This is a genomic window from Nostoc sp. XA010, from assembly GCF_020829625.1.
GTDB lineage: Bacteria > Cyanobacteriota > Cyanobacteriia > Cyanobacteriales > Nostocaceae > Nostoc.
Map to the genome: position 1 here is coordinate 239229 of NZ_JAIVFX010000010.1, position 19608 is coordinate 258836.

A 19608-nucleotide genomic window follows, 5' to 3' on the forward strand; every position below is an offset into this window, starting at 1 on the left:
GTTTTGGGTTGAATTATGACTTCTAGTTTTCCAGAGCGCAGTCTAACTCGCGCTCCCATGTCTCAAAGGACACTGTTTAATACAGTAATGACTGTAGTTGCATTTATCTGTGGGGTATTGGCACTTGTGCCTTTGCTAGCAGTGCTTTCTTACGTCATTATTCAAGGCTTTAGCAGTTTGAGTCCCAGCCTCTTTTTTGAACTGCCGCCCAAAGCTTTACAACAGGGAGGAGGCTTTGGTAATGCAATTTTGGGCACACTATTAATGGTAGGAATTGCTGCCCTGATTAGTATTCCATTTGGTGTCTTGGCGGCGATTTACATCACAGAATTTAGCTCGGCCAATGTAGCAAGATGGGTACGTTTTGCGGCTAACGTCCTGAGCGGAGTCCCGTCAATTATTGCTGGAGTATTTGCTTATGGCATTGTAGTTTTGACACTGGTAAAGTTAAACTTAGGATCATACTCTGCTCTAGGTGGAGGGTTTGCACTGGCAATTTTGATGTTGCCAATTATTGTCCGAACCACTGATGAAGCCTTGCAGTTAGTATCGCAAGATTTGCGACAAGCATCTGTAGGGTTAGGAGCAACTAACTTTCAAACAGTTAGTCAAGTAGTGTTGCCAGCAGCCCTACCAGCTATTGTAACTGGGGCAACCCTAGCGATCGCCAGAGCATCTGGAGAAACCGCACCTTTACTATTTACCGCCCTGTTTTCCAATTTTTGGCCTGGTAGCTTATTTGAACCCACAGCTTCTCTTGCTGTTTTAGTTTACAAATATGCCATTTCTCCGTTTAAAAATTGGCAATCACTAGCTTGGGCAGCATCTTTGATTTTGGTATTGATGGTTTTAATCACAAGTATCATCGCTCGCTGGGCAACCCGCAAGAAAGCTTAGTCGAATAGCATCTACATAGCGGATTTGTATCGCTAAAACTAATACTACATTTAATTTATGGCTAACAACATTAGCACAGTCAACGATACTCAAACCGTTTTACGCACCGAAAACCTCAACGTTTACTACGGCAAATTTTTAGCCTTGAAAGATATCTGGCTAGATATTCCAAAAAATCAGGTTACAGCCTTTATTGGCCCTTCTGGTTGTGGTAAAAGTACGTTGTTACGATGCTATAACCGCCTCAATGACCTGATTGAGTCATTTCGGGCAGAAGGTAAAATACTTTTTTACGATAAAAACTTGTATGCATCCGACATTGATCCTGTAGAGGTGCGTCGTCGGATTGGGATGGTGTTTCAAAGACCAAACCCGTTTCCAAAATCGATTTATGACAATATTGCTTTTGGAGCCAAAATCAACGGCTACAAAGGCAATATGGATGAATTGGTAGAACGGAGTTTGCGACAAGCAGCTTTGTGGGACGAAGTAAAGGACAAACTGCGACAAAGTGGTTCGTCTTTATCTGGTGGACAACAACAAAGGTTATGTATTGCTCGTGCGATCGCAGTCCAACCTGAAATTATATTAATGGATGAACCTTGCTCTGCCCTTGATCCTATTTCCACGTTGCGGGTTGAAGAATTAATTCACCAACTTAAAGAGCAATATACCATCGTTATCGTTACCCATAATATGCAGCAAGCAGCGCGGGTTTCTGATAAAACAGCCTTTTTTAATGTTAAAACTACAGAAAGCGGAGGTCGTAACGGCTACATGGTAGAGTACGACGCCACAGAATTAATTTTCAACAATCCTCAGCAGCAAGATACCAGAGATTACGTTAGCGGTAGATTTGGATAAGTAGATAAATATTAAAGATTGTTGATTTTAAAACAATGAGGGATACTCGAAAATTTGCGTTGCTGAATTAGGGGATGATTTCGCATAATTTATAACGAATTTCCAATGGTTTCACCCGCCAATTCATCCCGCATTTATGCAATACCCGAGAATTCAAGCTGGGCGATATTCCTCTAGTTTTTAATTTGTTTGCCAAGGTTAGCGTAGGCGTACCTCTCCGTAGGCATTGCTTACTCAATCATGGCTGTTTCTTAGTCAATAAAAGCAATAATTAAGCTGTTTAATATTAAGCCTTAGCTTTACTGGGCGGGGTTCAGACACCCACTCCAAAATAGCGCGACACATAGAGCAATAGGGTATTTTGCCCTTTATTTTCTAAAAATAAGGTGCATTTCTACCGTGCTGCACTAGTGCATTTCAAACTTTTTTAAGCGGGCGGCGGGAATCGAACCCGCATTAATAGCTTGGAAGGCTATAGTTTTACCACTAAACTACGCCCGCACAATTCCAACCCTATAAATATAACACAGCTTTTGTAAAAATTCAAGCATTAGTTGGAATTAGCAGGTTGGATGTTGATTCTGACATACAGATTGCTTAATTCTGGTTTTGTGCCATCGTTGTTGTGAGCAGCAATAAAGTTTTCTGTTTTAAAAACTTCGCTGAGGACCTGCTGGTATGTGCTTTTTTCACTTTGCAGTGTTAGTGGTTCTATTTCTAGAACTACAGCCTGTTGAAAATTGCCATTGTTATCAATTATGAAACTAGCCAAGAGTTGTGCTGGTTCAAGTCCAGAATTCTGAACGAGAAAACTTGAGTCTAATTCTTTTGTGTTGCTTCCCCTATATAAAGCAATAACGTCCGGTAAAGCATCTTGTCGTAATCTTCCTGATTGTATCAAGCTACTGACTTCATCTCTAAGCAAAGGAGCTACTATTGCTACTGATGCTCCTTGGGCAGGGGTACGTGGAGTTTCCTTAGCCGATGTTGCGGGAGTTTCCTGAGTAGGGGCGCGTGGAGTTTCTCTAGTCGGTGTTGCTGGCGTTTCCTGAGCGGGGGGGGTGCGTGGAGTTTCTCTAGTCGGTGTTGCTGGCGTTTCCTGAGCGGGGGGGGTGCGTGGAGTTTCTCTAGTCGGAGTTACTGGCGTTTCCTGAGCGGAGGTAGGTGGCGTTTTTCTATTTTCAGCTTCCGAATCTGGTGAATTTGATGGAATACCTGTTGGTAGTAGTGTTCCCTTTCCCAGTTTGATTTCTTGACGACGGTTCCAAGGTAGATTACCGACTGGAACTGTAGGTGTCGGTGTCGGTGTCAGTGTTGGTGTCGGTGTCGGTGTTGGTTTAGAATTCGGCGTCAGTGTCGCCCTAGCAACTCTTTGTTGCCTAAAGGGTTGCCTATTAGGTTGAGAGGCGTAAGTTTGCTTCTTCTGCTGGAGATTATCAGCAGGATTTATTGTGCCAAAATTTTGATTTCTGGGCGTAGTTCGGGCTGTTTGTGATGAACGTGCTGGTAAAAACTTTTTAGTTGCGGATGCTGGCTTTGGCGAAACTGTTTTGGCTGTTGATTTTGATTTTGGAGCAATTTCTATCAATTCAATGGGAACAGCAGATTGACTTTGTTGGGGAAACCACAAACTAAATGCATTAGATGAGCGCATCAGCCAGAACGCTAGCAAGTGCAGAGAGACTGAACCTATAATGACAGAAATCCACAAAGCTGGTGGATCGCTGTGTCGCCTCCAGACTGTGCTTGGAATTGGAGTTTTGTCTGCAACTGATAGTGGCATATTATATAAACTGGATATGATTAGGCACTCTTACTCATTGCTAATGCTTTAAAATACCAGTCTAAATTTTAGCGATTAACCATTACCTCTGGTGTAACAGCGAAAGTCAAAACTGTTTCATCTACTCCTTTAAGTTCTAGCGGACTACCTTTAGTAATTTCTTCTTCCTGCAAATAATCTGCCACGGCAGCAGAAACTAAGATTGTACCGGGAACAGCAGCAGCCTGCAACCTTGCAGCAATATTCACACTTGGGCCAATGGCAGTATAATCAGCTCGTTGAGCACTACCAAACATCCCCACAACAGCAGTACCTTGGTGGATACCACACCGAAACTGGACGCTAGTAAGTCTGTCACCATCGAATACACCTTGGTTTCGCCAGCGCTGGTTCAACTCAGCTAGTGAGCGGTGCATTGCTCTTGCTGTATTGATAGCACGACGCACTTGTTCATTGGGGGTTAGCTCTTCCGGCGCTCCATATAAAGCTAAAATAGCATCTCCCATAAATTTATCTACAGTGCCGCCATTGCCAAATACAACTTTGGTCATGGCTTCTAAATATTCATTTAGTAACTCTGCGACTCGTCGGGATCTGAGAGTATTTGATAGCTGTGTAAAACCCACGATATCACTAAACAAAACTGTAATTAAGCGTGGTTCTGGGCGCAAATCTAACGTCAAATCTCCGGTTGCAGCTTTTTGTACCAATACAGCCGGTAAAAAGCGCTTTAGCACCGATTCTGTTAAATAAGTATTTAACTCTATGATTCGCCGTTCATTTTCCTTCAATGCCAAAAGATTCCGAACTTCCGCCAAAAGTTCCCGATCGTTAAATGGTTTTGCTAAATAAGCATCTGCACCATGTTCTGTACCTTCGATGCGGGTTTCCTCATCAGCTTTTGCTGTCAGCAGAATGATTGGTATTCCTTTCAACTTCTCCTCTTTGCGGATCATCTGAATCATTTCAAGTCCGCTCACCAAGGGCATCATTAAGTCAGTCACAATCAAGCTGGGTATAATTTCCTTAGCTAGACTGTGCCCTTCAGAACCGTTACGAGCTGTGCGTACATGATAGCCATTGCGGCGGAAAATCTCAGATACATAGGTTCGTAAATCCGGGTTGTCATCTACAACTAAAATTGAGTGCTGAGTCTTAAGTGTTGAGTCTTGAGTATCAATACTAGGGGAGGAGTTTATTGTACTATCTTCAATATTGTCTGTTGTTGATACCAGTTCTAAATCAGCCAATTCTACGCTAGCGCGGCTTGTATTCAGTTCGGTAGGCGTTTCTAGTACTTGCTGTGTGGGTAAATGAGCATTTCCAGTCACAAGCCACAAACTAAAGGTAGTGCCTTGGCCGTAAACTGATTCCACAGTGACTTGACCACCATGTAATTCGACCAATTCTTTAACTAAAGCTAAACCCAAACCACTACCTTCATAGGATCGGTTTGCTGAACCTTCAGCTTGGCGAAAGCGCTCAAAGAGGTGAGGAATTTGTTCTTTAACAATGCCTATTCCAGTATCTTCTACTTGTAGTATGCAGCGATCGCGTTCAGATTTTAGTCTGACAATAATCATCCCACCTTCGGGAGTAAACTTCATGGCATTTGACAGGAGGTTATAAACCACCTTGTCAAATTTTTCCATGTCCAAGTACACTGGAGAACATTCATCTAACTGGGTGACGAGATGCAATCTCTTTTTCTCGCAGTAGGGACGAAAAGATTCCACAATTTGGGTGACAAATTCTGCTAAATCGCAGGGATGGAAGCTAGGCTGCATTCTCCCTGCATTCAGACGTTGTAAATCCAGGAGTTGATTTACCAGTCGCAGCAAACGGCGGGAGTTACGCAGGGCGATCGCACTTTGGGAGTAAGATAATCCTTCACCAGCCGCCACCGCCGACTCTAAAGGCCCTTGAATCAAGGTGATGGGTGTACGAAACTCATGGGAAATATTTTGGAAAAATTCAGTTTTTTGTTTATCTAATTCCAGTAAGCGTTCAGCTTGTTGGCGAGTTTTTTGATACAGGTATGACTGCTGCACAGCGATCGCTGCTTGAGCTGCCACTGCTTTAGCCAAATCAATATCAGATGACAGCCATCGGCGTACTTTTTTACCTTCATGTAAAGTAATACTACCGATACATTTACCATCAGCCAATAATGGCACAAACATTAGCGATCGCGCTGGCATGTTTAACGGCAAATCAAAACCCTGCACATCTGAGGGAGAATGGCTCACATTACCAATTACCACTGGTTCATGAGTCTGTAGCATTTGTTGGAGGATTGGATTCTCCTGTATAGATGCTTGAGAATAGGGCAATCTCGGAGGCAATAGGTTATTCTTGCTACTTGAATTATTGTCTGGGGCTGGCGATGCCTGGTTTAAGCTGTCCCTACGCAAATTTTCTGAATGTTGAAAACTGTCATACAAGCCCACACAGTGAACAAACTCATCTTCATCTGTCCACAAAGACAGGATGCAGCCATCTACTTGTAAAGCTTGTCCCAATTGCTGGGTAATCGCCGCAAAAATATCTTGGGGGTCTAAGCTAGAGCGAATCGCGCTAGTAATTGTATTAATTAAAGCTTCTCGCTTGGCAAGGGCACGTACTTGCTCGTAAGCATAAGCTTGAGACAAAGCTAAAGCTGCCTGATCCGCCACCATCAACACTAGCTGCACCTCATCCTCTTCCCACAAGCGAGGCACAGAACACTGATGCAGTGCCAGCACTGCCATCAGTTCTTGTTGGCAGATCAATGGCACAACTAAACTAGAGCAAATGTTAGCGGCAGTAAAAGCTTCCCCACGTTGGCGCAGTTCGGGAGTATTACCGTGAATACGCTCATCATCAGTTACATCGTGAATCACCTGGACTTCACGAGTTTCCCAGACCGTTTGAGCCAAAAGAGGCAGAGGCGTAGAGGTTGACAGGGACACAGCAGAAGAATTATTTGCCTGCACCCCTGCTTCTTCAAAAAGAGGCTTCTGATAAATAAATCCTTTATCCGCTAACTGCTCATCTTGGAAGGGACGTAATAGGCAAACATCCACCTCCAACATGTGACCTACTGTATCTACAATTGCCTGCAAAATTTGGCGATAGTCTAAAGCACTGCGAATTGTATTTGTGACAGTATTCAGCAGCGATTCTTGCCGAAGTGTGCGAGTAAGCTCGCGGGTACGGGCTTTGAGAACATTGTGAGTATCCAAAGCTTGGCGTACCACTGCTTTGAGTTCCTCAGCTTCCCACGGTTTCGTAACGTATTTAAATACCTTACCAGCGTTAATTGCTTCCACCAGGTCTTCGACATCGGTATAGCCAGTTAAAATAATCCGGATAATATCTGGATATTGAGTTGCTGTCAGGCTCAAAAATTCTGTACCGCTCATCATCGGCATCCGCTGATCCGAGATGATCACCGCGACCTCCCCCTCTTGAACCAGCAGATCGAGTGCCGCAGGGCCAGAGTTTGCCCTTAGCACCTTATAGTCGCGATAGAAAGTGCGGTAAAGCAAGTCAAGGTTGTCTGGTTCATCATCGACAACCAAAATTTTAGGCTTACTGTTTGCTTGGGATTTCATGCACCGCTTTCCTGCTGCAACGGCAGTCGGATAAAGAATAATCTGATCAGGTAAGAATTTTTCTGAGTCAGGTAATAGCAGAGCATTTCGACCAATAAGGCTGTTTGGCTACATGACTGCTGAGTATAGGAGCGTTTACGCACAGTAATTCGTCTCAATAGCTTATGCCTATTACCGTTTGCGTTGGTGCAGTGTAATTGTTTTCATAATCAGTTTTAGGGTTACAGAGTCGCTGCTTGCTTGCCAAATCTTCCTTCACCTCCTGTGAGCAATGTCTGATAATACATACAGCGCTCATAGCTAGCTGACAAATCCAGATGAAGCTGCATATTAAGTTTTCCCTTTGCAGCAGTTTTACTAACACTTGCAGGTAAATTTTATTTATGGTAATCATGGTAGAGTCAAAAATATTAAAACATGAATATTTAAAGTCAAAGTATACTATTAGACAAATACCTCCTTCTAATTTAGCAATCAGAACTATCATTAAGACAAGGTAGAGTTAAGAAGTTAGGGATCTTGAATCTTGGAGATTCTTCCCCTGTACCTGTACAGACTCTTACTATGACTTATTACCGTAAAGACGGAAGTCAAAAAAAGCCAGTCAGTACGCCCTTGCGGCTCTACCTACTTGTACCCCTCCGGGGAAGCAAGGTACGCGCAGCGTCTCGTTGGCGTAGCCTCTCGAAGAGAAGAGAACAGAAGCAACTGGCTCTCAGAAGTGAAAAGTCTATAATTTTGAGCTTTTTAGCTGTAATGAAATGGTAGGTTTATTTCCGCCAACCTGTACTAGTAGTAAAGTCCTGTTAGTCTAGCGGCAATTGCCTAAGCGAGTTCAGTACTGTAACTAAAGGTGGTTTGCAAGCAGAATTTGTCGGTAGTGTACTTACTTAACAATTTTGTAGGTAATGTTTACGGACAGGTTATGCTATTTATCTACCCATTCACCTAAACCTGTTCCACTTTACAGATGTTTTTGTGGTAAACAAACTTATATCCTCCCTACCTAAAGCAAGGGATGCACTTGAACCTACTGAACTTAAGATTGTAGCTTGATGAAGTTGTAACTTCTAAGACTTTGACTTTTCCAAAGATACAGGCTATAAAGCCCCAAACTAAAGTGGAAAACTTTGTATGCTCTACAAGGAAAAGCGAATTAGCAATCTTAGGTTAGTTCAATATCCTGGGCAGATATAAAGTTTTTCTTCAGTTGAAATGGTATTTGAGGAGATTTGAGAAAATTTTCGTTGAATAAAATCAATACTAAACTAGCCTTGAAATATCGGTTTTTTCATCCATACCAGCAACAGCCAATCAATCCAGCTTGCTGCCAATTTCAAATTCGTACAGCTACATCGGCTGATTTGATCAGTGTTTCTCAAATTATTGCTGAAAGCTTTCACTCCCAACAGGGTATGTGGGGATGGGCTTTCCCATTGCTACGTCTCGGTATTTACGAAGACTTAAGGCATCGCATGGCATTACCTCCGTCGCGTCATATTTGTTTAGTGGCCTTTGAAGCTACTACTGGTGCGGCTAATAACTTAGTAGGAAGTGTAGAACTGGGTGTACGTTACAGTGATTCGTGGAGCCAGACTGGCAAGGGTTTTCCTTACTTATCTAATTTAGCAGTTCACCCACAATACCGTAGACACGGTGTTGCTTCAGGGTTACTGACTAGCTGTGAAAAAGTTTCTCGTGACTGGGGATTTCAAGACTTATATCTCCACGTTTTGGAAAATAACCATCAAGCAAGGCAACTTTATTTCAAGTTGGGATATCGGGTGCATAAAGTCGAATCGAATTGGAATAAATTTTTGCTAAGACGCTCAAGCCAAATGTTATTGCACAAGCATCTGAGTACTGATTCCACTATTTGAATTTTATTTTGGCAGATAATAATTAAGTTTTGATGTTGTAATTACTTTTGGGAAATTTCTCACCAATATAGATAATCAAAGCACAAACTAACTTAATTAAAACTAAGCTAGTATTAGTTATAGAACTGATATTTTATTTTTGAAATATATGCAGGGTGTGCCAGACGAGAGTATAGCACTGTCCAAAGACTGTGTTACGGGCTGCGTTCTAGGGCACCCTACATATACTTAGATTTTTGCAAAAATTATTGAACCACTATCTCTACGAGAGGCTTTTGCCAATGTGTAGCGTCTCGGAGAAAAGAAAATAAGTAAAAAACTTTACGAATCATTTAGTACTTGCTACATAGCTTTAAATAATTTTTTTAAGGATATTTTGTTTGGATTTTTTATGCAGCTTATTATTCGTAATATTAATAAATATATAACTTTAAAAACTTATCTTAAATGATTAACTTATTAAACTTTACTTTTTTGTTTGCTATTAAACGACAAGTATTTTAGAATATTTTATATAGATAAATAAATTAATTATAATGAAAATAGCTGTACAATTGCTCTGAGAAAACTAGCAATAGCTCATAATAACTTTTTAATTAAGATATTCATCTTTATAAAAACTTTAAGAAAAGCCTCTCATAATTGGAAGACAAATCTAGTTATATCTCATAAAATATGATCACTCAATTACTAAACAATGCCTATTTATTACTATCTTAGTAAAATTGGTCAAAAGAGTCTTGATAATATAAAGAATTCAAAAACCTGATTCGACATAACAGTTAATTTGTTTTGAAGTGCATACTACTACCAAATTCGTTGAAAGTTTAAAAAACATGGATAGCGAACAGCATCGACGCTATCAGACCTCTATGGTATCAACTTATTACCCTGAAGCGAGTTTCCTTGACTCTCTTGTCATGCCAGATGGAACTGAGCAATCGCAAGGCTCGGATATCCTTACACGTTTACACAGTGGGGAAGTTTTCATCGTCAATAGTCGTAGACGAAATGGATTAATCCTCTTTAAACGCTATCATGCAGAGTTCGCTGGGCCTGGGGCTGCTGTAGGTGGGGATTACGATTGTGATTGCCAAAGAGCATTGCCCATAGGGAATCTGTCTTTATTAACTCCCGAATCTAATGAAGAACGCCAGAAGGCTTACTTAATTAGACGACAGTGGATTCGATTGATCAAACAAATTACAGAAAACCCGGTGCCTGGGCAGCGAGTTCAGAAAATTCTCGATCAATTTGAACAATACTTTCCACCAGATATAGTGGCTCTTCTGCCGGATGTTGCTTTTGCTCTTTTAGTAGGTGTGCTGCCGCAAACAGTGGGAATAGTACGCCGTTTGGGCAGTGAGGTGAACAGCCGATTTAATTACTGAGTGAATTCCTAAAATTCCAAATTTGCCAAAACAGCTTGGACTCGATTAACGGTGCGGGCATTTTCCTCGATTGTTCCTACAGTAATTCGAAATCCTCCGCTAATGTGTCGCACAACGGTGCCAAGTGTTCTAAGTTTCTGGTGGAAAGTTTTTAAGGCAGCATCTGGTGAATTAAAGCTATTTGGTTTAAGACGTAAGTAAATAAAGTTAGCAGCGCTTGCGGTAATTTGTAGTTCTGGTTGCTGGGATAAAATTTCGATGAGTTTGGCTCGTTCACTCAGGGTTTGGGGAATTGACTCTAATAAGAGTGCGCGATTTTGTAAAGCAACTAATGCTCCTGCTATGGAAAAGCTAGGGAGATTGTAAGGTAAGCGAACTTTTTCTAAGATGGCGATCGCTTCGGGATGAGCGACGCAATAGCCAATACGGAGAGCTGCCAAGCGGAAGGCTTTAGAAAAAGTGCGTAATATTACCCAATTAGGACGCTGTGCTAATTCACCTACTAGGGTAGTTTGGCTGAATTCAAAGTAAGCTTCATCAATTACTACCAAAATATGCTCACTTAAACTTCTTAACCATGCCAACTCTGCCGCAGTTAAGCTATTGGCTGTCGGTGAATTGGGATGCACTACAAAAACTACGCGAATGGCGGGATTTTGAGTTTGTTCGATCGCAGCCTGTGCTGCTTTTAAGTCAATTTCAAAATTTGTTTCATTTCTACCTACCGCGACTACAGGAATACCCAAAGTTTGTGCCAAAATTCCGTACATTGAGAAAGTGGGATTGGCAACTAGAATGGAACCTTCTCCTCCTAAACAGGTGGCGATTAATAAAGAACGGATTAGTTCATCGGAACCATTTCCAACAGAAATATTGGCAGCAGTATATAGCGAGATGGCGGCTGATTCATTGACGTATTGGGCGATCGCATCTTTAAGTGTCTCATGTCCGCCATCAGGATAACGATTTGTTTCAATTACTTGCTGATATGTCCAGGCTAGCTTTTCTTTTAACTCAGGTGGTAAATCATAAGGGCTTTCATTTGTATCTAGCCGATCAAATTGCACGGGGACAGATTCGGCTGTATCGCTGCTGGGGTGAGGTTTGTACGCGGTAAATTTGGCTAAATCTGACCGGATAAAGGGAAGCATAATTTTAGTAATTAGTCATTGGTCATTTGTCATTAGTCATTAGTAACTAAAGAAAGGACAAATGACTAAAGACATTATTTATGTAAGAGTCTAATATTTTACAGCTTCAAGGTAATTGGCAAAAGAGGCGAATTGCCTGCCAAATTTCTTCCATAACATTACCCAAGGCGTGATCGCTGTCGAGTTCGACTAACTCCACCCAAGGACGCGATTGCCCAAAGTTACGACTGGCTTCGATGGGGATGACTTCATCGTTTTTTCCATGCAAAATCAGGGTGGGGATAGGACGTTGCAAAAACTCCTCTTGGTATTGGGCAGCATCTGTAACGAAATCGTAACTTAAGGGAAGCTTTCGCTCCTCCCCATAGTGGTAGATTTTGATATATTTTTCTTGCTGCCAACGCTGTAGTTCTTCATCGCCTAGCTTGGGTAACCAATGGGATAAAAACTCAAAAGCTGGTGCTAGCAGCACAAGACGTTGTACTTGTAAATATTGTTGTCCCAAGTGGGCGGTGGTCAAGCCGCCTAAACTTGAGCCAATGAGCGTTACTGGGGTAGAATTATTACTGAATTCTGCGGCAACTTGAGTAATCTGACGAGTAATTGTTAACTGCGAAAAATCGCCAGCATTTAGATCGGGAATTTTTAGCTTTGTATGAATTTGGGCAAAGCGATCGCCTATATCCCGCGCTTTGGCAGAATTAGGGCTGGAAGCGAAACCGTGAAGATATATATATTGCAAAGCTGTAGATAGTTGGGAGTGAGAAGTTAAGAATTTTAAGTTTTAAGTAATGAGTTTCTTTTTTCAACTCCTAACTCTTAACTCCTAACTCTTAACTCCTAAATCTTATTACCGCATTGTGACAAATTCTTCCGCTACTGAGGGATGGATACCAACGGTGGCGTCAAAGTCTTTTTTAGTTGCGCCCATCTTCACAGCGATCGCTACACCTTGAATGATCTCACCAGCATGTTCACCCACCATGTGAGCGCCTAGCACTTTGTCAGTGTTGCTATCAACCACCAACTTCATCATTGTTTTTTCTTGCTTACCAGTCAAACTATAGTACATGGGGCGAAAGCGAGTGTGAAAAATTTTGACGGCATCACCGAGTTTTTCTCGTGCTTCGGCTTCTGTCCAGCCGACTGTAGCGGCTTCTGGGGTAGAAAATATGGCTGTGGGAACAGTTTCGTGACTGAATTCGCGGCGGTTATTGCCGAATTCACTATCTGCAAAGGCTCGTCCCTCACCAATGGCGACAGGAGTTAAATTGATTCGGTCTGTGACATCGCCAACGGCAAAGATATTCGGTTGATTAGTTTGACTATATTCATTGACTGCGATCGCATTTGTGGTACTATACCCTGGCCCTTCCATAGAAGTAGCAGCAATATCAACCCCAGCGTTTTCTAAACCTAGTCCATCTACATTGGGAGTTCGACCAGTCGCCACTAAAAACACGTCGGCGATTAATGGTTCTTGGTCTTCCCCTGATAAAGTCAGTTTAAAACCTTCCGACACGCGTTCAATTGTTTTTACCACATTATTCTTAATCAGGCGAATTCCGTGGTTCGTCATCCCCTCTTCAATTTCTGTACGGATGTCCTCATCAAACCCCTTCAAAATCTTTTCACCTCTGGTAATTTGTGTAACCTCAGAACCCAAACCACGCATGATACAGGCAAATTCTGTGCCAATATAACCAGCGCCAAGAATGACGATGTGTTTTGGTTGTTCTTTTAGATGAAAGATTTCGTTGGAGGTAATGCCATATTCCATCCCTGGTAAATCTGGTTTGATGGGACGCCCACCAACAGCAATTAAAATTTTATCTGCTGTAACTTTGCGTCCATCAACTTCTACTGTGTGGGGGTCTAACAATGTGGCGCGACCAGAAATTAGTTCCACTCCCGCTTTTTCTAAAAAGCTGATATGTAGTTGTGACAGTCGCCGAACTTCCTTATCTATAGATGTAATGAAATGTTCCCAGTCTAACTCGGCATTACCTACTTTCCAGCCATAGCCTGAAGCTTCACTGAACAGGGCAGGAAAGTGAGATCCATAGACCATGAGTTTTTTGGGAATGCAACCGCGAATCACACAAGTGCCACCAACTAAATCATATTCTGCGATCGCCACTTTTGCCCCATAGCTAGCCGCCCGTTTGGAAGCCGCCAAACCTCCAGAACCCGCACCAATTACAAACAGGTCGTAATCAAAAGTCATAAATTTATGTTCGTCTTTAGCAATAAATCAGTTCTTAGGAACTTACACAGAAAACGTCATTGAACTATATAAGGATATCCCGTTAACCCTGTGTAAGTCCTGTCCTTGATTTAATCTAGCGTTAGCAGATGTTCTCTCGTCGTAGGGAATATCACTTTTTGCTTTGGTTGCTGTAGAGGCAGTAACTAAAATTGTTTGTCATGGGTTCTGCCTCTGGTTTCGGGCATAAGTCTGTGCTACTGCCTTGAAGCAGCTAAGTCCCACAATACTTAGGCGAAATTAAAATTATGAAAAAACCAACTGCGTTCGGCATTCGCAGAGCATTTTGTACTCCCATTAGTAGTTTTATGTACTTGGAAGCTCAGTTGGGGTTACGGGTGTTGGAGTAGTTGGGGTTACGGGTGTTGGAGTAGTTGGAGTTACGGGTGTTGGCTCAGTTGGGGCTACGGGTGTTGACTCAGTTGGAGTTACGGGTGTTGGCTCAGTTGGGGCTACGGGTGTTGACTCAGTTGGGGTTACGCGTGTTGGCTCAGTTGGGGCTACGGGTGTTGGAATAGTTGGGGTTACGGGCGTTGGCTCAGTTGGGGTTACGGGTGTTGGAGTAGTTGGAGTTACGGGTGTTGGAGTAGTTGGAGTTACGGGTGTTGGAGTAGTTGGGGTTACGGGTGTTGGAGTAGTTGGAGTTACGGGTGTTGGCTCAGTTGGAGTTACGGGTGTTGGAGTAGTTGGAGTTACGGGTGTTGGAGTAGTTGGGGTTACGGGTGTTGGAGGAGTTGAGGTGTTGGGTGATTTCTCTGTTGAGGTTACAGATGTTGTCTCAGTTGAGGTGTTGGGTGATTTCTCTGTTGAGGTTACGGGTGTTGTCTCAGTTGGGCTATTAGGACGAGTTAGCTGCATTTCAATTACTCCCTCACCTTTTACCGATGGCTGTGCTTTCAAAGCCGCAGTAGTTTCGGCTTGAACACTGGTGATTGCTGGATCATGTGTAGGCACAGGATTTTGCCTATTCAAATCAAGTTCCCGAACCAATTGGCTCGTTTCATAAAAATTTCTCAGATCAAAATCATATAAGCTCTGAAATTCCCCTTTAATTAGAATTATCATCTGTCCTGCTTCCAGCACCTTAGTTTCAGAACCTTCCTTGTTAGAAACTTCAATGCCGCTAGTTGTGAGTGCACCCACAATTGTGGTGTCTGTTCGTTGGTCATAGCGTACAAATAATGCTGAACCACGAATTGCTGCTGCTGCACTTGGCGTTTGTATACGTGTTTGTCCCCTTCCTGGTGGGATGAGTAGCAACACAGTCCCATTTGAAAGTTTAAAGTCACGAGTCTTCGGCAAAAATTGAAATAACGCCTGTTCTCCCACTCGTGCCAAAGAGCCATCATTGAAACGCAAATCTGCTAGCGAAGCTCGACCAGTTGACAGCCCGTCCCCAGGAATCATTGCATCTAACTTGCGTGCAGGACGTTTCTTGAGTTTATCTTTGGGTATCAGTTGTACGATGTTCTGGAGGTCTTGAATCTCTGCTCGCGTCAAAGGGGTTATGGCATTTACTTTATTTGGCAAGGGCAGTACTATAACTCCCCATAAACCAATCACTAACAATGGAAACGATTTATAAAACATAATTTGATAACTTATGATTTTCAACTAATACCAAAATAATTAAAGCTTTAACCAGCTAATAATTTTATATCCGATTTATTTAGTAAAATTATCTTTAATTTAGCCTAAATTTAACATCTAAAATAGACTACAAATAAATTATATGTTGAATTGATTGAATTTTTTATGAAACTTGCATTAGATACGATAAAGCCTGCGGGAGATTTCAAGATTAGCACTTGATATCAACAATTAAATCTGGAGTATCTTACAAATAATCCATTTTAATCAGATCAGCTAAAGGGACAAAAAGTTATTAAGGATCTGTTGTAAATTCAGTCACTGCCTGTACTTCACCAAATTTGAGCATAAACTGTAACTGTATCCGATTATCTCAGTTTTGCAAAAGAATCTGGAGAAAAATCCGAAAAGCAACAATTTCAGTTTGTAGTTTCAGTATATACTTACAAAGCTAAGATAGATGCACTCAATTGTATATTCTGAGTTGGAACTTCTGATACAGCTTGTGGGTCTACATTTGCCAAACGCAATCAACGCAATCTAACAGATGCGACTCAAAAACTGGAAGAATTTCTTTTTTTGTATTTTGTTAGCTTCCAGTGGTGGAAGCTGGTGTTGCATTAGAGTAGATGCGGCAGAATCTGCAAATACAGATATTTGGCATTCTAAAAATTTAGCAAGAACACAGGTAAATTATCAGCCATGTCAGAATTTGGAGCAAGAGGTAATTAACTTTTTGTGCAAGCAGTCCAGTGAGTTGCATCTTTCAAATTCGCAGATGCCGTTGAAAAAGAGGCAAGGGAGCAGGGAACTCTTAGTTGGGGAGATAGTAAATATGGGGATTCGACCCCATCTGTTGCGCCAGATTCCCGTAGGGTACGATAACCAGTTAATAGAAGTGAGGGATTCAGAATCATGTTCCCCCCTTCATTTCCACCACAAGAGGAAGGGGTCATTTCCCCCTGTCCCCTGCCCCCTCTCCCCCAATCCCCACTCTGTGGGGGACCCGAGTCCCCCTGCCTCTTCGTTAAAGCTGGTGCAGCAAATACCCGAAACGACTCAAGCCCCAAACACAACCAAAGAACCTGAAGATACTCAAAAACAAAATGACCCGCCACAGTTAGAATCGCAGCCAAGTAATTTGCCTACATCTCCTCCAGACTCAAAAGAGGAACTGTTGAATGCACCTGAGATAAATCAGTCCCAAAGGCTAGAGAGATTGATGCAGCTGCTACGATCGCCAAAACAGCCACCCGAATCTGATAGCGATCGCGAATTGGGGTTGCGGGTGCGGTTACGACCCCTAGAACAGCCTACTTTTCCACCAATAGAACAACCCATAGTTAGGTTTAAACCTATAGGCTATCTACAAGGGCGTGTCGCCTACTTCCAAACGAGTAATATTTTTTCCTCAGAGGATATTTTAATAGAAGATGGTTTAATTTTTTCTGGACTGACGTTAGCCTCTGCATATTTCCCTTTGGGAGCTAAAACTTTTTTAAATGGCTCAATTGATGGCAATCTCATTCGTTATATCAATCAGTCACAATACGATTACAACCAGGTGAGGTTTAATCTCGGTATTTACCAGCAGCTATCGCAGCGAATGTATGGAGAAGTTAGTTGGAGCAATCAACAGTTATTTTATGCCAACAACAGCGATCGCCTGGATAGCTTCAAATCAGGCGATCGCTTTTTAAATGAGAATTCTTTGCAAGTCTCTTTAGGACGGCGAGATCCCCTAACTTCAAAATTAATACTTAATAGCTTTTACGAATTGAGTGTAAATTTTGCTGATCCCCAAAGTCGCGATCGGATAATCAATTCCTTTTGGGTGTCTCTAAACTACTACTTGCAAAAGCCTCTCCAGGTTGGTATTGACTACCAGGTGAATTTTTCGGATTTTACACAGCGCGATCGAGAAGACCAATTTCACCGGCTATTCGGGCACTTAAATTACCGAATATCTGATACCAGCAATATGAATGTGCAGGCTGGAGTGAGTTTAGGTAGTTCAACCGCCGAAAACATTGATTTTGATGGCTGGTTCTTTAGTATTAATTACAGTTTGCAATTAGGTCAGTTTTGAAATTTGTCCTTTGTCATTTGTCCTTTATTTAGACTAATGACCAATGACTAATGACCAATGACTAATAACTGATCCAATCGCTCCAGCTACCAGCATAAAGTTTACCCTTGCTAATGCCAGCTAATTCTAAAGAAAGTAAATTTACGCAAGCAGTAACGCCAGAACCGCAATAAACCAAGATTTCTTCGGCTGTTTCTAGCTGTTCCCAGCGACGGCGTTGTTCTGGTTGAGGCAGTAGGTAACCGGAAGAGTCTGTAACTTCTTGCCAAGGATAGTTGACTGCACCGGGAATATGTCCGGCAATTTTATCAATTGGCTCTCGTTCACCTCGGTAGCGATCGCTTTCTCTTGAATCTACCAATACTACCTCATGGCTATCTTTCCGGCTTTTCACCTCTGTAATATCTACCACCTTTTCTGTTTGTACTTGAGCTACAAACGTACCCATCCGGGGTTGAGGAACAACATCTGTAACAGGATAGCCAGCTTTTTGCCATCCAGCAAAGCCTCCATCCAGTACTGCTACTTGTTCATGTCCTAGATAGCGAAAAAGCCACCATAGACGAGCCGCAAAGGCAAAGCGCGAATTATCATAAGCTACAACTAAACTTTTTTGGTAATTTACCCCAATCGCTGCAAATTTGTTAGCGATATCATTGGGGTTAGGTAAAGGATGTCTCCCGCCATGTTTACCCACTGGACTGGAAAGATCCTGATTCAAATCTAAATAATATGCTCCCTTTATATGACTTGTTTGGTACTCTTGTTGCCCTAGTTGTGGATCGGCTAGAGAAAAGCGACAATCCACAATAACGACCTGCGGATCTTCTAGATGTTCAAATAGCCAAGCTGGCGAAACAACAAATTGAGGGTTGGGCATAGGGCATTGGGAATTGGGTAAAATAGTTCTTCTTTTGGGGGTTCTGAGTAAATAAGTTAGATTTCCCACTCAGCACTGGCTCAACGCCCAGCTACTGCTAACAGCACTCATTACTCCTGAACGGGATTGGTGATTATTTAGTTTTTTTATAAAATGTCAGACTTAGAAAATTTTACACCTAAGTTAACAGCAGATGGTTCTTTCACCTTTGTCTCTCAAGAGTTTGGTGAATCTTTTCACAGCCATTATGGTGCGAAGCAGGAGAGTTTTTTCAAGTTTGTGGAACCTACTCAACTGACTACAGTCGCCCAAAAACCAGTTTTGCGACTATTGGATATTTGTTATGGTCTAGGATATAACACAGCTGCTGCTTTGCAGACAATTTGGGCAGTGAATCCTAACTGTTCTGTTGAAGTAATCGGTTTAGAACTGAATCCAGCAGTGCCACAAGCTGCGATCGCTCATCACTTGTTCGACAATTGGAACTGTAACTATATTGAAATTTTGTCCCAGCTAGCTTTTGAGCATCAAGTGCAAATACCTCGTCTAAAAGCAAAGCTATTAATTGGGGATGCTAGAACTACGATAACCCTATTACGTCAGTCGGGTTTCTGGGCAGATGCAATTTTCCTTGATCCCTTTTCACCACCTCAATGTCCTCAATTATGGACTGTTGAATTTATTAAACAAGTGTCATTGTGTTTACATCAAGATGGTTTATTAGCCACCTATTCTTGTGCTGCTGCTGTACGCACAGCACTTTTGTCTGCTGGTTTGGCGATCAGTTCTACCCCACCAGTGGGAAGGCGATCGCCTGGTACTGTGGCAGCTTACTCTAACAGCACTCAGCACTGGCTCAACCATAGCTATCCGCTAACAGCATTCTCTATGCTCTCACAACCTGAAAAAGAACACTTGCTAACCCGTGCTGCCATTCCCTATCGCGATCCTGAATTAAGCGATTCAACCGAAGTCATAATAATGCGCCGGCAACAAGAGCAACAAGCCTCTTGACTCGAACGTACCTCCCATTGGCGAAAAAGGTGGTTATTGGGAACATAAGGCAGAGATTTTATAGGAACTATAGGACTCATATTTGATTTTTGAACAAAACTCAGTACACCTTTATTCCTTCTTCCCAGTCCCCAGTCCCCAGTCCCCAGTCCCCAGTCCCTTACCTCTACGAGTGATTCAGAAATCAAAGACGCTCGATAGCGCAGC

At 42.3% G+C, this 19608-nt stretch carries 13 protein-coding genes and 1 tRNA gene; 6 read left to right on the plus strand and 8 right to left on the minus strand.

The genetic code is table 11. The features are described 5' to 3' along the window. Positions 1 to 15 precede the first annotated feature (15 nt). Both pstA and pstB read left to right on the plus strand, forming a co-directional pair. A complete protein-coding gene (gene pstA, locus LC608_RS17305) occupies positions 16 to 897 on the plus strand; it encodes a phosphate ABC transporter permease PstA (RefSeq protein WP_229554705.1) in 882 nt (293 codons plus the stop codon). A 57-nt stretch (positions 898 to 954) separates the two neighbouring features. Beyond that, on the plus strand, positions 955 to 1761 hold the full coding sequence (pstB, locus tag LC608_RS17310) for a phosphate ABC transporter ATP-binding protein PstB (protein ID WP_229554706.1): 807 nt from the start codon (positions 955 to 957) through the stop codon (positions 1759 to 1761). Positions 1762 to 2191: 430 nt separating this feature from the next. Here the strand turns inward: pstB and LC608_RS17315 are convergent. The 3 genes from LC608_RS17315 to LC608_RS17325 all read right to left on the minus strand — a co-directional run bounded on the left by LC608_RS17315 (position 2192) and on the right by LC608_RS17325 (position 7140). After that, positions 2192 to 2262: transfer RNA gene (locus LC608_RS17315), tRNA-Gly, on the minus strand. 49 nt (positions 2263 to 2311) lie between these two features. Further along, on the minus strand, positions 2312 to 3544 hold the full coding sequence (locus LC608_RS36890; protein ID WP_267871105.1) for a hypothetical protein: 1233 nt from the start codon (positions 3542 to 3544) through the stop codon (positions 2312 to 2314). Positions 3545 to 3612: 68 nt separating this feature from the next. Next, the gene (locus tag LC608_RS17325) at positions 3613 to 7140 is read right to left on the minus strand and encodes a response regulator (RefSeq protein ID WP_229554707.1); all 3528 of its coding nucleotides are present in this window, start codon (positions 7138 to 7140) and stop codon (positions 3613 to 3615) included. A 1247-nt stretch (positions 7141 to 8387) separates the two neighbouring features. Between LC608_RS17325 and LC608_RS17330 the strand changes: the two genes are divergently transcribed. Continuing rightward, a complete protein-coding gene (locus tag LC608_RS17330) occupies positions 8388 to 9020 on the plus strand; it encodes a GNAT family N-acetyltransferase (RefSeq protein ID WP_229554708.1) in 633 nt (210 codons plus the stop codon). Positions 9021 to 9856: 836 nt separating this feature from the next. Then, positions 9857 to 10411 carry a hypothetical protein gene (locus LC608_RS17335; RefSeq protein ID WP_229492762.1) on the plus strand — a complete coding sequence of 185 codons (555 nt, stop codon included), beginning with the start codon at positions 9857 to 9859 and terminating at the stop codon, positions 10409 to 10411. A gap of 8 nt (positions 10412 to 10419) precedes the next feature. Here the strand turns inward: LC608_RS17335 and LC608_RS17340 are convergent, their stop codons facing one another. The 4 genes from LC608_RS17340 to LC608_RS17355 form a co-directional block, all read right to left on the minus strand. Then, on the minus strand, positions 10420 to 11562 hold the full coding sequence (locus tag LC608_RS17340; RefSeq protein WP_229554709.1) for a histidinol-phosphate transaminase: 1143 nt from the start codon (positions 11560 to 11562) through the stop codon (positions 10420 to 10422). Positions 11563 to 11668: 106 nt separating this feature from the next. Continuing rightward, positions 11669 to 12304, minus strand: coding sequence for a YqiA/YcfP family alpha/beta fold hydrolase (locus tag LC608_RS17345; protein ID WP_229554710.1), 636 nt, complete (start codon positions 12302 to 12304; stop codon positions 11669 to 11671). 108 nt (positions 12305 to 12412) lie between these two features. Further along, entirely contained in the window at positions 12413 to 13789 is a 1377-nt protein-coding gene (gene gor / locus LC608_RS17350; RefSeq protein ID WP_229554711.1) for a glutathione-disulfide reductase, read from the minus strand. A gap of 345 nt (positions 13790 to 14134) precedes the next feature. Further along, a complete protein-coding gene (locus LC608_RS17355) occupies positions 14135 to 15418 on the minus strand; it encodes a FecR family protein (RefSeq protein ID WP_229554712.1) in 1284 nt (427 codons plus the stop codon). 547 nt (positions 15419 to 15965) lie between these two features. Between LC608_RS17355 and LC608_RS17360 the strand changes: the two genes are divergently transcribed. Beyond that, positions 15966 to 17507: a hypothetical protein gene (locus tag LC608_RS17360; protein ID WP_229554713.1), complete on the plus strand. Its 1542-nt coding sequence runs from the start codon at positions 15966 to 15968 to the stop codon at positions 17505 to 17507. 61 nt (positions 17508 to 17568) lie between these two features. On the opposite strand, the gene LC608_RS17365 is transcribed toward LC608_RS17360, so the two are convergent. Continuing rightward, positions 17569 to 18387: a sulfurtransferase gene (locus LC608_RS17365; protein ID WP_229554714.1), complete on the minus strand. Its 819-nt coding sequence runs from the start codon at positions 18385 to 18387 to the stop codon at positions 17569 to 17571. Between the two features lie 153 nt (positions 18388 to 18540). Between LC608_RS17365 and LC608_RS17370 the strand changes: the two genes are divergently transcribed. Continuing rightward, positions 18541 to 19401: a tRNA (5-methylaminomethyl-2-thiouridine)(34)-methyltransferase MnmD gene (locus LC608_RS17370; protein ID WP_229554715.1), complete on the plus strand. Its 861-nt coding sequence runs from the start codon at positions 18541 to 18543 to the stop codon at positions 19399 to 19401. Positions 19402 to 19608 lie beyond the last annotated feature (207 nt).

What these genes read in the sequence shown, in the direction of transcription:
- LC608_RS17340 (WP_229554709.1), bottom strand. Translation starts at nt 11,562, where the DNA reads ATGCTTCCCTTTATCCGGTCAGATTTAGCCAAATTTACCGCGTACAAA.
- LC608_RS17355 (WP_229554712.1), bottom strand. Translation starts at nt 15,418, where the DNA reads ATGTTTTATAAATCGTTTCCATTGTTAGTGATTGGTTTATGGGGAGTT.
- LC608_RS17325 (WP_229554707.1), bottom strand. Translation starts at nt 7,140, where the DNA reads ATGAAATCCCAAGCAAACAGTAAGCCTAAAATTTTGGTTGTCGATGAT.
- LC608_RS36890 (WP_267871105.1), bottom strand. Translation starts at nt 3,544, where the DNA reads ATGCCACTATCAGTTGCAGACAAAACTCCAATTCCAAGCACAGTCTGG.
- LC608_RS17370 (WP_229554715.1), top strand. Translation starts at nt 18,541, where the DNA reads ATGTCAGACTTAGAAAATTTTACACCTAAGTTAACAGCAGATGGTTCT.
- gor (WP_229554711.1), bottom strand. Translation starts at nt 13,789, where the DNA reads ATGACTTTTGATTACGACCTGTTTGTAATTGGTGCGGGTTCTGGAGGT.
- LC608_RS17365 (WP_229554714.1), bottom strand. Translation starts at nt 18,387, where the DNA reads ATGCCCAACCCTCAATTTGTTGTTTCGCCAGCTTGGCTATTTGAACAT.
- LC608_RS17360 (WP_229554713.1), top strand. Translation starts at nt 15,966, where the DNA reads ATGCGACTCAAAAACTGGAAGAATTTCTTTTTTTGTATTTTGTTAGCT.
- LC608_RS17335 (WP_229492762.1), top strand. Translation starts at nt 9,857, where the DNA reads ATGGATAGCGAACAGCATCGACGCTATCAGACCTCTATGGTATCAACT.
- pstA (WP_229554705.1), top strand. Translation starts at nt 16, where the DNA reads ATGACTTCTAGTTTTCCAGAGCGCAGTCTAACTCGCGCTCCCATGTCT.
- pstB (WP_229554706.1), top strand. Translation starts at nt 955, where the DNA reads ATGGCTAACAACATTAGCACAGTCAACGATACTCAAACCGTTTTACGC.